This is a genomic window from Peribacillus deserti, assembly GCF_002863585.1.
GTDB classification, from domain to species: domain Bacteria; phylum Bacillota; class Bacilli; order Bacillales; family DSM-1321; genus Paraperibacillus; species Paraperibacillus deserti_A.
The window spans coordinates 38279-52626 of record NZ_PGUY01000013.1; the positions used below are offsets into that span (position 1 = coordinate 38279).

A 14348-nucleotide genomic window follows, 5' to 3' on the forward strand; every position below is an offset into this window, starting at 1 on the left:
TAAATTAAAATAAGATAAATACCCTGTTTTTATGATGTTAAACTAGGTATTTCGACCCTTTTTTCAAAAACTATTAACATTTATACCATTTTTTTGCATACTAGTAGGAGAATGGTTATAAAGAGAAAAAAAGGGAGGATTAGATTGTTGGCTATCAAACTAAAAGTTCTATTTGCCCCAATAATTACTATGTCACTAGCTTTTGTTTTATCAACTTTCGTCTTAGTATCTAATGCTAGCGCAAGTGAATCTACTTGGAGTGCCACCTATTATCCTCGTGTTGACTTCAAAGGTACCGCTGTTAAAACTACAGCAAGCCAGCTCAATTATAATTGGGGAACAAACTCACCTAGCACCAAAATTCCAAAAGACAACTTTTCAGCGGTATATACTAAAAAAATATCACTCTCCAAAGCTGCCAAATACCGCATTTCGGGTAAAGCTGATGATGGAATTCAAATCTATGTGAACGGTGTAAAACAAGTAGATTTTTGGAAAGACGGATCTCATTATTTTAATAAAGAGCTTACGTTAAAATCAGGGACTAACAATATTCAGGTAAAGTATTATGAGCGTGGATCCAGTGCTTATATTCAGGTCAATATCCAGGCAATTGAAGATCTGCGCATCGATAAATGGACCGCTTATTTTTATCCCAAAGTAAATTTTACTGGGACCCCCGCGAAGCAATATTATACCGACCTTAAGTCTGCCTGGAGTGGATCTCCTGCAGCAGGTATACCCGCAGATAACTTTTCAGCAACCTTTGAGAGGAAACTAGTTATCCCTCAAACGGCTAAATACAAATTTTCCGGGAAAGTAGATGACGGAATACGGCTGTATGTGGATGGCGTGAAATATATCGATTACTGGAAGGATGGAGTACATTCCTTCAATAAAGATATTTCCCTTACGGCTGGGACACATACTGTTAAAGTAGCCTATTATGAACGAGGATCAAAAGCTTCCATTGATTTAAATGTTCAGCAGCTTCAGCCGACTATTCCTTCGGATAAATGGCTTGCTGCCTATTACCCAAAATCAAATTTAACTGGCATTGCGTATTACCAGATCGTTAATGCCATTAACTTTGCCTGGGGTTCTGGATCACCAGCTGCCTACATTCCTAAAGATAATTTCTCTGCTGTCTATCAAAAGAATGTAAAGATCACAAAAACGGGCAAGTATAAGCTATCAGGCACTTCTGACGATGGCATCCGGGTTTATGTGGACGGAGTCAGACAGGTAGATTTGTGGAAAAAATCAACGAACAATGCATTTAATAAAGAAATTTCTTTGAGTGCTGGTACACATTTAGTTAAAGTAGAATACTGTGAATTCTATTACGGTTCTAAAATCAAGGTCGACCTAGAGCCATTACCTGTAAATCCTGCACCTCCAGTAAGCTTTGACCACTGGAATGCAGCATATTATCCTTCTTCTGACTTCACAGGTACACCGGTCTACACAGAATTAAAAGAACTGGATCTTAATTTGGGTTCTAATTCTCCGATTTCAGGGATACACAAAGATAACTTTACTGCAATTTACGAAAAGAAAGTAAATATCAGTGAGGCTGGCAAGTATAAGCTTTCTGGTACCTCTGATGACGGTATCCGCATATATGTAGACGGCGTCAAACAGGTTGATTTATGGAAAAAGTCAACGGACAATGCCTTTGATAAGGATCTCTCATTGAGTGCAGGTGCTCATACCATTAAAGTAGAGTATTCGGAGAATTACTACAGCTCAAAAATCAAAGTGGATCTAAAGCCGGCTGCTGTAACGCCTCCTCCTGAGGTTACTTTTGACCACTGGACGGCCGCCTATTATCCTTCCACTGATTTTACAGGAACACCTATTTACACAGAAACAAAAAATTTGGATCTAAATTGGGGTTCAAACTCACCGATTACAGGGATACCTAAAGACAACTTTACCGCCGTTTACGAAAAGAAAGTAAATGTTAGTGAGGCAGGTAAATATAAGCTGTCAGGGACTTCCGATGATGGCATTCGGATTTATGTAGATGGAGTCAGACAGGTGGATTTGTGGAAAAAATCGACTGATAACGCCTTTAACCAGGAGATTTCCTTGGCTGCAGGTACTCACTTAATTAGGGTGGAGTATTCGGAGATATACTACGGCTCAAAAATTAAGGTAGACTTGCAAAGAGCTGCTGCACCGGAACCTCCGCCAGTTACAGAAGGAAGCTGGACAGCAGCTTACTACCCAACCAAGGATTTGTCGGGTACGCCGCTCTATAAAACTGAGAATCAATTAAATTTCTCATGGGGAACAGGGTCACCTGACCCAACAATATCAGCAGATTATTTTTCCGCCGTCTATGAAAAGAAAGTGAACATAGCTAAATCAGGAAACTATCGCCTGGTCGGAAATGTAGATGACGGTATGCGAGTGTATATAGATGGAGTAAAGGTCTATGATCTTTGGAAGGTTGGAATTCAAACCTTTGATCAAAATATATATCTTGCAGCCGGAACACATGATCTGAAAATTGAATACTTCGAAAATGCAAAAACTGCTGGGATAAAGTTTGATATTATAGAAGATTATTGGACTGCTTTATATTATCCACTGCAAAGTTTTGGCGGATCCCCTGTTGAACTTAGTCATGAGGAGTTAAATTTTGACTGGGCAGCCGGATCTCCTGCGCCAGGTATTCCTGATAATAATTTCTCAGTAAAATATAGTAAAAAGGTCTTTATCCCTTCCTCAGGAAAGTATAGATTTTCCGGTCGATCCGATGACGGCATCCGGATTAAAGTGGATGGGACTACTCAGCTGGAGGACTGGACACCGGGTCTCCATACCATTAATAAAGATGTTACATTAACTCCTGGTATTCACTCTATTGATATTGAATATTATGAAGCAGATGCTGAAGCTGTCCTTGATTTAAGTTTTGAGCAAGTAATCATCAAACAAGTAACCCAATATACAAATTATTCTTATACTCTTCAATCTGCTGTTGATAAGCAGGTTGCATCCGCGAATCCGCAGACTGATAAAAAGTATGATGCGTATGTAAGTGCAGGTGCTTTTTCAAGTATCACTGGAACAACTACAAGGGTTGGAACAGTAAGTGGAACGTGGAATGTTAGGGGAGGAATCGGGACTTCGTATTGGGCAATGGGTGAAATAAAACAAGGTCAGAAGATTACAATCCTTTCTGAAAAACTAAAGGCATCGGACGGCAGTTATTGGTACAAAATTACGTACCCTCAGACTTGGAAGACTGCGAATGCATCTGATGTTAAATATTATATGGATGTAAAGAATTTTGGAACCAGCACTTCTGGATACTACCAATTCTTAAAGCTTACTGGTACTGCCGGGACAAATGCATATGAAGTAAACGACAAAATTCTTACAGCCTCTGCTGGAGTACTGAAGGGGAAAGCTCAAGTATTTAAGCAGGCAAGCCAGGCATATAACATTAATGAAGTGTATTTAATTTCCCACTCTTTGCTGGAAACAGGCAATGGAACTTCCCCATTAGCAACAGGTGCCAAAGTCAGACAGAAACGGGATGCAAATGGACAAGTAATACTTGGTTCTGACGGAAAGCCACAAACTATTGTTGTGACATCCGCGGATGCCGATCAGAGCTATGATGCTATTGTTTATAATTTGTATGGCATTGGAGCAAATGATAGCTGTGCCCTGGACTGTGGAGCAAAGCGAGCGTTTATTGAAGGATGGACCTCGATTGACAAAGCCATTATTGGCGGAGCGAAGTTCGTTTCTGAAAACTATGTGCAGCAGGGTCAGGACACTCTCTATAAAATGCGTTGGAATCCAGCAGCGCCGGCAACTCACCAATATGCAACCGACATAGGCTGGGCATATAAACAGACAACAAGGTTTTATCAATTATACAGCACATTAGAAAGCTATACCGCTGTTTATGATATTCCTCAATATTCTTTATAAAATAAAGCAAAAAGCCATTCAGTTTAAAATACTGAATGGCTTACTTTTTGGCTAATTTTCTGTATTGATTGGTCGCTGGAGGTGTCGCTGGCTGGCAATTGATTGTTGATTTTACGCACTATGTTGATTGTAACGGATATGCGAGACTCCTGCGGGAAGTAGCGGTTGAGGGAAACCCCACAGGGGAAAACGCCGAGGAGGCTCCCGGACCGCCCCGCGGAAAGCGAGTGCCTGTAGCGGAAATCAACAGACACATTTAATAAGATCACTTTTTAAATAAGAACTCAACTAACTTTTTACTAGAAGCACCATCAGAATACTCGTTCCATTTTCGTTTAAAACGTCCTACCGCTTCTTGATCAAACGTATTCCTCAACACTTCTTCTAAGATAGATTCAGTGGAATAAACGACAGGTCCGGGCATGGATTTTTCGTAATCTTCCCAGAAACCTCTTTCTTTTTTATATTCTTCTAAATCATAAGGATAGAAGATCATGGGCTTTTCAAGTAAAGAGTATTCAAAAGGAATGGACGAATAGTCCGTTATTAGTAAATCAGTTATCAAAAGTAATTCGTTGATGTCATGATAGCGGGATAAATTATAAAGAAAGCCGGGATACTCTCTTTCAAAGGATTGAGAAACAGTGACTGCAGGATGCAGTTTTAGTAACAGGACGTAACCTTTACTAGACAGCTCTTCGTGGAGCAAACTAATATCCAGCGATAATGTGTCTGTATACAACTGATCCTCTCTATATGTTGGAGCATATAAAATGGTCTTCTTTCCAGGTAAATCAGGAAATTCATGTTCAAGTGTTCCCAGAACCTTTGATTTAGCTGCTTCATCAAAAAAGAAATCCGTTCTCGGTACACCGGTTTTTAATATGTTTCGTTCCTCGAGTCCAAAACTTTCTTTATAAATTTGAGCCATTATCTCCGAACCGACAGTGGCATAGTGAAATTGTTTATATACCTGCAGAAAACGTTTGTTTGCACGGTTACTTCTGTTTATATTAGATGGATCTTTGAGTCCAAATTGTTTAATGGCACCCGCTGCATGCCACACTTGCACACATTTTACATCAGGCTTAAAAGAAGCTGCAGAAAGGAAAGCGAAATAGTTATCAATAATAATAACCTTAGATGTAGCAAGGTGATAGATGGATGCCAGCCAATGAGTGATATTTAGCGTTCCGTAATTAAAGACGATGGTATCCCCATCGTCTTTAATGTTTGCTTTTGATTTGTTTGTTTTTAAGAACACCGTTTTATAAGGGATGTTCTGTTGTTTAATCTCTTCCAAGATGAAGAGGCAATTGTCATCAAAAGAAGAAACAAATGTTACTTTGTTTCTTATAGGGAACATGCTAAATAGTAAAAATACCACTCTGAATATAGTGAGGTAAATACCTATAGCAGCTTCCCGTAACATCACTTAACTTTTAAGAGGTCTTTTTTAATTTTGGTAGTAGAGATACCGATTGTTCTTGGAAGATATACAACCTCACAGTACTCCTTTAATTCATCAAAATGACCTTCCCAGTCATCTCCCATGACAAATACATCTACACCCTCGCGGATAATATCATCCTTCTTTTGTGCCCAATTTTCTTCTGGGATTACTTTATCTACATAACGGATGGATTCAAGAATTTTTTTTCGGTTTTCAAAGCTATGATAAGCTTTCTTATTTTTTATGTCGTTAAACTCGTCTGTGGAGATTGCGACAATCAAGTAATCTCCTAATTCTCTTGCACGCTGTAAAAGATTAATATGGCCCCAGTGAAGTAAGTCGAATGTTCCGTAAGTAATTACTTTTTTCATGTGAATTCCTCCTGTCTTACTCATGTTAACTTCTATAATATTAGACGATCTGATTTAATTTCAGGTGACAATTTGCGACAAAATCCATATAGTATATAATTTATCTTCATACTCTAACTATATCCGGTAATTGTTCAATTAAACAAGTTACTCGAAAATCTATACATAAATGGTATTTTACTTGTTTTTTAGTTTACATACAAGTAAATCGAAGATAAATCGCTGGGTAAATCCAATAAAATGATGGAAATTCAATCAATGATTTCATGTAGTGAAGCTGTGGATTTTTCATATTTTGTCCGCACATTTCTACAAAATTCCAAGAAGTTTTTAACAATATTCAGACGTGAATTTGGTAGAATGATTACCAGCTATGTATATGCACTAAATCAAATTGATGATTAGACTTATGTTCATATAGCTTGGACAAACTGTATCAGCTGTATTGTATGGTAATATGATAAAACAAAATGAATTCAAGTTAAGGATTGTGAAAAACATGGAACTGACTGTAAATCATCCAAATAAAAAGAAAATCTTGCCGGTTAAATTTTTGAGTTCCTTTAAGCGGAGAATGGGGACGCTTATCCAAAGAGCTTTTAAATTCTCATTCCGGCTGGTTGGTAAACTGCCTGCAAAAAAAAATCTTGTCATTTTTGAGAGCTTTCTTGGGAAACAATATAGCTGCAATCCACGGGCGATATTTGAATATATAGAGAAACACCATCCAGAATATGATATGTACTGGAGTGTCGATAAAAGGTACACCAGTGTCTTCGATAAAGAGGGAATTCCATATCTTAAGCGTTTCTCTTTAAGCTGGCTTCTTAATGTACCGAGGGCACAGTACTGGGTCTCTAACAGCAGGATGCCCCTCTGGATCCCTAAGCCTAAACACACCACATATCTACAGACATGGCATGGTACACCGCTGAAAAAATTAGCCGCTGATATGAAGGAAGTTCATATGCCGGGAACAAAAACCGAAAATTATAAAAGAAATTTCCTGGCCGAATCCAGTAAATGGGACTATTTAATTTCACCAAACCCGTATTCTACAGAGATTTTTTCAAGAGCCTTTGCAGTAGATAAATCAAAAATTATCGAATCCGGCTACCCTAGGAACGACATCCTTTATACGGGACTAAACGCTGAAAATATTACTGATACTAAGAAAAGATTAGGCATTTCATTGGACAAAAAGGTAGTCTTATATGCCCCTACTTGGAGAGATGACCAATTTTATTCTGTAGGTAAATATAAATTTGAACTTCAGCTGGATTTAAATAACATGAAGCAGGAGCTTGGGGATGATTATGTGATTCTGTTAAGGCTTCATTATTTGATCGCTGATGATCTGGATTTATCTGCGTTTAAGGGCTTTGCTTACAACTTATCAAGGCATGGCGATATTAACGAACTGTATTTAATATCTGATTTATTAATAACGGATTATTCCTCCGTCTTTTTTGACTTTGCGAATTTAAAGAGACCGATGATTTTTTATGTCTACGATATCGAGACCTACAGGGATAAACTTAGGGGCTTCTACTTCGACTTTGAATCTCAGGCTCCAGGTCCTCTTGTCAAAACCACGGAGGAAATAATCGCAGAGATAAAAATGTTCGAATCAAACGGCTTTAATCCTGGAGAATCGATGGAGGAATTCAATAATAAGTTTTGCGGATTAGAGGATGGAAGGGCTGCTCAAAGAGTTGTTGAAAGAGTCTTTCAGGCAGAACCATCAAAACAAGTGATGAACAACTTTTAATAAGTAGCTGGTCCTGTCAGGGCCGGCTATTTTTAAAAAACTTTAAGGAATAATTAAGAAATTGGGTTTATCTTTAGTATGTAATGAAGGAATGAGATTATGAATGAAAGAACTGTAAATATCCTTGGTTTTCCTTTTATAAACGGTACAAGAGAAGGGTTTGTTCAGCATGAATTAAAACCTAAAATCATGAAACAAGAAAAAGCTTTTATAGTGACGGCTAATCCTGAGATCGTGGAATTGGCGATCGGAAACGAAGAATATAGAAAAACGGTGGAGTCAGCCGATTATATCGTTCCGGATGGGATCGGTATTATTGTGGCTTCCAAAATGCAAAAAACACCGCTGGCGGAGCGGATTACCGGTTTTGAAGTGATGCAGGACCTTATGACACTTGCGGACAAGCAAGGGTTAAACGTATACATGCTTGGGGCACAGGAGCATGTGGTTGCGCGTGCGGCAAACCAAGTAAAGGAGCAGTACCCGAATTTGAATCTGGTTGGCTATCACCATGGTTTCTTCGATATAAATGATCAAGCTTTCGCCGAGAGTGTTGCGAAGCTTCAGCCGGACCTCATTTTTGTAGCTACCGGTGCACCGAGACAGGAAAAATGGATATCCCTGCATGCTGATACATTTGATAAAGGAATATTTATGGGAGTCGGCGGCTGCTTTGACGTCCTTGCTGGTGAAGTGAAGGGAGCTCCCGATCTTTGGAAAAAGTACCATGTCGAATGGCTGTACAGGCTGATCCGCCAGCCCTCGAGGTGGAAGAGAATGCTGGTCATACCTAGATTCCTTTTAAGAGTGGCTAAAAACAGGGCCTCAGATTCGTAACCTTTTTTGCAAAACTCTCGTCTATTGCAAAGAACCGCTTAAATAAATCAAAAAACAGCCGATATAGAGGAAGTAGTGTCTCGACATAAATTTCTTCAATTAGGTTAAGGTAAGAATGGGGGATTTTCTGTCTATAGACCAGTCTGCATGGGTTAAAAGAACGTTCCTCCGTTACAAAAATGTCTAGAATATGACAGGTTTAGTAGTATATCTTCAAATATCAACCTTGTACGAAATTTTCATGGAGAAAAATGCGAAAAGCGTTTATAATGTTTAATTAGGATCTATTGAAAGTAAATGGAATAAAAGACCAGTTCATGGTAATATGTTATAGATTGTGCAACAGTGGGTAATTGTCTAAATACATTTAACGAAAAGAGGTGGGTATCTTGTTGCTGTTAGCCTTCTGTATAGCCTTAATTCTATCACTGCTTGTTACACCGCTAGTCATCCGTTTTTCATTGATGGTAGGGGCTGCAGACAAGCCTAATAGCCGCAAGGTACACGCAAAAGTGATGCCTTCCGCTGGAGGGCTTGCCATCTTCATCAGCTTTGTAGCCGTTTATCTGATCATGACTCCGTACGTACCTTTCGTGGAGTATAACAAAATCGCAATTTTGGCTGGGGCATTTGTCATTGTTTTATTCGGCCTCATGGATGATATCCATGAAATGAAAGCAAGAACAAAGCTCGTCGGACAGATTGCCGCCGCACTGATTGTCGTCTACTGGGGCGGAATCCAGGTGGAATTCATCAACCTTCCATTCGGAGGGAAGCTGGATTTTGGGGTAATGAGCGTACCAATCACCATCATATGGATTGTGGGTATTACAAATACAATCAACTTAATTGACGGGTTAGACGGGCTTGCCGCAGGTGTTTCTTCATTCGCACTGCTTTCCATCTCTGGCATGGCCTTGATCATGAACGATACATTCGTTGCCATCATTGCCTTGATTGTAACTGGAAGCACATTAGGCTTCCTCAAATTTAATTTCTTCCCGGCAAAAGTCTTCATGGGTGATACAGGAGCATTGTTCCTGGGCTATATCATCTCTGTCCTCTCATTGCTCGGGTTCAAGAACGTAACATTTATCTCATTAGTAGTACCGATCATCATCCTGGGTGTACCGATTTCTGATACATTCTTCGCAATCATCAGAAGAATCGTCAACAAGCAGCCAATTGCGGCTCCGGACAAATCCCATCTGCATCACTGCCTGCTGCGCATAGGTTTCACGCACAAACAAACTGTGCTTCTAATCTACGCGATTGCAGCATCATTTGGACTTGCAGCCTTCATATTCACCATGTCAACCGTATGGGGCGCGATGCTGTTCATAGCGGTCATCATCATTGCCATTGAACTCTTTGTAGAATCAATCGGCCTTGTGGGACACGATTATCGGCCATTATTAAAGTTCCTGAATTTAAAAAGCGCCAATAATGTTAAAGATCGGCCATAAAATAAAAGCCTCATTCAGAATTGTGTTTCTGGATGAGGCTTTTTATTTGTGTTTGGAGAGAAATTCTTAGGATTGTGGACATTCTATGTCTATAGAGTGGTGGCAGGCGTGAAATAGCGGAGGAATGATAGGGAAACCTTTTTCGCATTTATCAAAGAATGTGCTGGATTTACGAAGGATTGTTACTCGATAATAATTTTTTCTCGATCAAAAACGACTATACATATTTTGGATTTTACGGGAATGAGATTGCCTGAACTTTTAAGTTGTGAATTACTTTCCTACCAGCGATTAAGTTAAGCCCGTTTGCGAGCATAAATATGGATATGCGAGCAACTCTAATTCACGGCAGAAGCTCAGCTCATGATGAATTTGGTCCATCTTCGAACATGTGAATCTCCTTCCAAGCAAACTAACACCTGAGATAGAGAATGCAGTTATACCGGTAGAATTCCCTCAATCACGCAGCAACTACGACACATAAAGAGACCCCCAAACCTTAAGAAACATCCGTTCAAACCTAATTTAAAATAGCCCCTTCTATCCAATTTTCCACAATCCTTTTAGAAAATCGTTGAAATATCATCTGGAAAGTTCTATTATGAAAGAAAGATAATTAATTAATTTAATTAAGTTATTCATAAATAATTTTTCCAAAAGAAGAGGTGAACTCAGGTGACGATCTATCAATCTATTCAAAGTTTACTAAATTACGGAGTTCAGCAGGGTTTATTGGAAAGTGAGGATGTTGTTTATTCACGCAACCGCATTCTGGATATACTGGGGCTTGATGATTGGGAAGAGTGTGAAGGCTTCACTTCTACTTTAGACAATATACTAAACACAATCCTGGACTGGGCAGCTGGGCAGGGGATCCTTACATCCAATACAACGACAGAGAGAGATATTCTTGATACGGAGATTATGAACTGCCTGATGCCGCGCCCATCTGAAGTAGTACGTACTTTTAAAGAGAATTATACAAAGAGTCCAGAAACTGCAACGGACGCTTATTACCATTTATCGCTGACGTCCAATTATATCCGCAAAAACCGGATCGCCAAGAACAAACAGTGGAAAAGCGAGACGCCGTACGGGGATATTGATATTACGATTAATTTGTCCAAGCCTGAAAAGGATCCTAAAGAGATATTACTTTTAAAGAGCGCTCCCCAGGGGAATTATCCAGCCTGTGCTTTATGCAGGGAGAATGAGGGCTACCGGGGGAATCTTCGGAACGCAGCCAGGGCGACACACCGCATTATCCCGTTAACTCTAAATGACGAAGGCTGGTTCCTGCAGTATTCACCTTATGTTTACTATAATGAGCATTCGATTGTGTTCAGGGAAGAACATCTGCCGATGAAGATTTCCGGAGATACGTTTACTAGACTTCTAGAGTTTACCGAGCAGTTCCCGCATTATTTCATTGGTTCAAATGCGGATCTTCCGATTGTAGGCGGTTCCATTCTGACTCACGACCACTTCCAGGGCGGAAGGTATGAGTTTGCCATTGAGAGAGCGGAGATAGAAGAATGGATTACGCTGGGACGCTATCCTTCTGTCACGCTTGGGATTGTAAATTGGCCTATGTCTGTGATCAGGGTCCGCGGCGATAAGGATGAGGTACAGGCTGTAACGGAATATATCTGGAAAAGCTGGCAGACGTACAGTGACCCGGAAGCAGATGTATACGCATTCAGCGGTGAGACGCCGCATAACACGGTAACGCCGATTGCCAGAAGACGCGGTGATTTGTATGAAATGGATGTAGTTTTACGGAATAACCGTACATCTGAAGAGCATCCTCATGGTATCTTCCACCCGCATGACGAGCTACATCATATTAAGAAAGAGAATATCGGTTTAATCGAAGTAATGGGTCTGGCCGTACTGCCAGGAAGGCTTGCAGAGGAGTTAAAACAGGTGGCTGAGTATCTCCTACACCCGGTTCCGAAAGAGAATTGGGAGGAATCAGTACTCAAGCACTGGGAGTGGACGCAGAACATATCAGCCAGGTATGGCTCTATAACAGCAGAAAATGTGATGAATATTATTGAAGCGGAAGTTGGTGCCGTTTTCCAGACTGTCTTGGAGCATGCTGGTGTTTTTAAAAGGACGGAAGAAGGAAAAGGGGCTTTCTTAAAATTCTTGCACAGGCTTAAGGAAAACGCAGAGTAATAGATTTCTAGTTTTGAATATTATAAAGAAAGTGGGTTGAAGGTATGGATCAGATTCAGCTGAGAGAATTATTCAGGAATCAATTTGGATATGAAGAAGGGGTAAGGATCTTCTTTGCTCCCGGGCGTGTGAACTTAATTGGCGAGCATACGGATTATAATGGGGGGTATGTATTTCCAGCAGCTTTAACTTTCGGGACATGGGCGGCTGCGGCACCCCGAAAAGATAAGGAGTACCGATTTGCTTCTGCCAATTTTCCTTCATCAGCAGCTTGTACGGTGACGGAAGAGCTGGTTTACCAACAGGAGGACGATTGGGCGAACTATCCGAAAGGTGTTTTAAAGGAGCTGCTTGAGCTGGCCGGGCAGGAAGGCCTTGAACAGTATACAGGTGCCGATATCCTTTATTATGGCAATATACCAAATGGAGCTGGCCTTTCTTCATCCGCATCCATCGAGCTTGTAACCGGGCTTGCGTTAAGTAAGCTTGCGGGATATGAAATTCCAATGATCGAGCTTGTCAAAATAGGCCAGAGAGCTGAAAACCGCTTTGTCGGCGTTAACTGTGGAATTATGGATCAATTTGCAGTCGGGATGGGCAAAGAAAACCATGCGATGATGCTGAAATGCGACACATTGGAATTTCAATATGTGCCTGTAAAGATTGACGGCTATAAGCTTGTGATTACAAACACAAATAAACGCCGCGGACTTGCTGATTCTAAATACAATGAACGACGTGCGCAGTGCGAGGAAGCGCTGTCAATCATTCAGAAGCAGCTGCCCCATGCTCAAAATTTGGGAGATGTCAGCGCAGACCAGTGGGGAAATGTAAAAGGTTTTATAGAAGATGATGTAATCCGCCGCCGCGCTGAGCATGTGATTACGGAAAACGAGCGTGTGCTCTCTGCAACGAAAAGTCTAAAGGATAATGATTTAAACGCATTTGGCGAGATGATGAAACAATCACATATATCGTTACGGGATTTATATGAAGTAACCGGAACCGAGCTCGATACACTATTTGAAGAAGCTTCTAATGTGGAGGGCTGTGTGGGAACCCGCATGACCGGGGCTGGATTCGGAGGCTGTAATGTGAGCTTAGTAAAAGCTGATGTGGTGGATGAATTTAAAAGCAAAGTGGCTGAAAACTACACGGAAAAAACCGGCCTGGAACCTACCTTTTACGTGTGTGAAATAGGGGACGGTGCAAAAGAAATTTTATAAGGGGAGGAAAATAGAATGGCAATTTTAGTCACTGGCGGTGCAGGATATATTGGAAGTCATACGGTTGTTGAGCTGTTGAATCAAGGCGAGGAAGTAGTCGTTGTCGATAATATCCGTACTGGACACGAAAAAGCTGTTTCAGGAGGGACCTTCTATACTGGAGATCTTCGTGATGAAGGCTTCCTAGACTCTGTGTTTGAAAAGCATGACATTGAAGCGGCTATTCACTTTGCCGCATGCTCGCTGGTAGGGGAAAGTGTACAGCAGCCGCTTAAATATTATGAGAATAACCTAATTGCATCTCATACTCTTGTTTCCGTTATGCTTAAGCATGATGTGAAAAAGATTGTATTTTCTTCTACAGCTGCAACCTACGGGGAACCGGAACAAGTGCCGATTTTCGAGGATGACGCAACCAATCCAACCAGCCCTTATGGTGAAACCAAACTGGCCATGGAAAAAATGTTCCGCTGGTGTGACGGGGCTTATGGCTTAAAATCCGTTTCCCTTCGATATTTTAATGCGGCAGGTGCACATCCTGACGGAATCATTGGTGAAGACCACACACCAGAAAGCCATTTGATCCCGATCATTCTGCAGGTAGCCCTTGGACAAAGAGAGCATATCGGCATCTTTGGCGATGATTACCCGACAGAGGATGGAACATGCATCCGCGACTATATCCACGTAATGGACCTTGCCAATGCGCATTGGCTGGCGCTGAAGCAACTGCGCAGCCATAATGAAAGCGGTGTGTTTAACCTTGGCAATGGCAAAGGCTTCTCTGTAAAAGAAGTCATCGAAACAAGCAGGGAAGTGACCGGCCATGAAATTCCAGAGGTTGTCAGTGAACGCCGTGCGGGTGATCCGGCTATCCTGATTGCTTCCTCTGAAAAGGCTCAAAAGGTGTTGGGCTGGAAGCCAAAATACAATGATCTGAAGACCATCATAAAGACGGCTTGGAAATGGCATAAGGCCAATCCTAATGGTTATCAGGATAAATAAGAACAAAAAGCTAAAGCAGCCCTTGGTTCATAGGAGCTGCTTTAGCTTTTTATAGCGATTTAACGAATGTGATCTTTATAA

8 protein-coding genes and 1 pseudogene are annotated in these 14348 nt (G+C 40.8%); 7 read left to right on the forward strand and 2 right to left on the reverse strand.

Going from position 1 to position 14348, the window contains the following annotated elements; all coding sequences use genetic code 11:
• The first annotated feature begins 147 nt into the window (after nucleotides 1-147).
• Nucleotides 148-3957, forward strand: coding sequence for a PA14 domain-containing protein (locus CUU66_RS04345; protein WP_180955153.1), 3810 nt, complete (start codon nucleotides 148-150; stop codon nucleotides 3955-3957).
• Between the two features lie 265 nt (nucleotides 3958-4222).
• Here the strand turns inward: CUU66_RS04345 and CUU66_RS04350 are convergent, their stop codons facing one another.
• Both CUU66_RS04350 and tagD read right to left on the reverse strand, forming a co-directional pair.
• Nucleotides 4223-5389: a CDP-glycerol glycerophosphotransferase family protein gene (locus CUU66_RS04350; RefSeq protein ID WP_101640455.1), complete on the reverse strand. Its 1167-nt coding sequence runs from the start codon at nucleotides 5387-5389 to the stop codon at nucleotides 4223-4225.
• The gene (gene tagD / locus CUU66_RS04355) at nucleotides 5389-5781 is read right to left on the reverse strand and encodes a glycerol-3-phosphate cytidylyltransferase (RefSeq protein WP_101640456.1); all 393 of its coding nucleotides are present in this window, start codon (nucleotides 5779-5781) and stop codon (nucleotides 5389-5391) included. Before tagD ends, CUU66_RS04350 begins: the two co-directional genes overlap by 1 nt.
• A gap of 460 nt (nucleotides 5782-6241) precedes the next feature.
• Here tagD and CUU66_RS04360 point away from each other — a divergent pair.
• The 6 genes and pseudogenes from CUU66_RS04360 to galE all read left to right on the forward strand — a co-directional run.
• Nucleotides 6242-7552, forward strand: a pseudogene (locus CUU66_RS04360) (CDP-glycerol glycerophosphotransferase family protein); the annotation flags it as partial.
• Nucleotides 7553-7651: 99 nt separating this feature from the next.
• On the forward strand, nucleotides 7652-8389 hold the full coding sequence (locus CUU66_RS04365) for a WecB/TagA/CpsF family glycosyltransferase (protein ID WP_101640458.1): 738 nt from the start codon (nucleotides 7652-7654) through the stop codon (nucleotides 8387-8389).
• 389 nt (nucleotides 8390-8778) lie between these two features.
• Nucleotides 8779-9855 (forward strand): glycosyltransferase family 4 protein, encoded by a 1077-nt coding sequence (locus tag CUU66_RS04370; RefSeq protein WP_257967890.1) that lies wholly within the window; start codon nucleotides 8779-8781, stop codon nucleotides 9853-9855.
• Nucleotides 9856-10530: 675 nt separating this feature from the next.
• Nucleotides 10531-12036, forward strand: a complete 1506-nt coding sequence (galT, locus tag CUU66_RS04375; RefSeq protein WP_101640459.1) for a UDP-glucose--hexose-1-phosphate uridylyltransferase — start codon at nucleotides 10531-10533, stop codon at nucleotides 12034-12036.
• Between the two features lie 44 nt (nucleotides 12037-12080).
• Complete coding sequence (locus tag CUU66_RS04380; protein ID WP_101640460.1) at nucleotides 12081-13262, forward strand: galactokinase; 1182 nt, start codon at nucleotides 12081-12083, stop codon at nucleotides 13260-13262.
• Nucleotides 13263-13277: 15 nt separating this feature from the next.
• Nucleotides 13278-14267, forward strand: coding sequence for a UDP-glucose 4-epimerase GalE (gene galE / locus CUU66_RS04385; RefSeq protein ID WP_101640461.1), 990 nt, complete (start codon nucleotides 13278-13280; stop codon nucleotides 14265-14267).
• The last annotated feature ends 81 nt before the right edge of the window (nucleotides 14268-14348 follow it).

What these genes read in the sequence shown, in the direction of transcription:
- CUU66_RS04365 (WP_101640458.1), top strand. Translation starts at nt 7,652, where the DNA reads ATGAATGAAAGAACTGTAAATATCCTTGGTTTTCCTTTTATAAACGGT.
- CUU66_RS04350 (WP_101640455.1), bottom strand. Translation starts at nt 5,389, where the DNA reads ATGTTACGGGAAGCTGCTATAGGTATTTACCTCACTATATTCAGAGTG.
- tagD (WP_101640456.1), bottom strand. Translation starts at nt 5,781, where the DNA reads ATGAAAAAAGTAATTACTTACGGAACATTCGACTTACTTCACTGGGGC.
- CUU66_RS04380 (WP_101640460.1), top strand. Translation starts at nt 12,081, where the DNA reads ATGGATCAGATTCAGCTGAGAGAATTATTCAGGAATCAATTTGGATAT.
- galE (WP_101640461.1), top strand. Translation starts at nt 13,278, where the DNA reads ATGGCAATTTTAGTCACTGGCGGTGCAGGATATATTGGAAGTCATACG.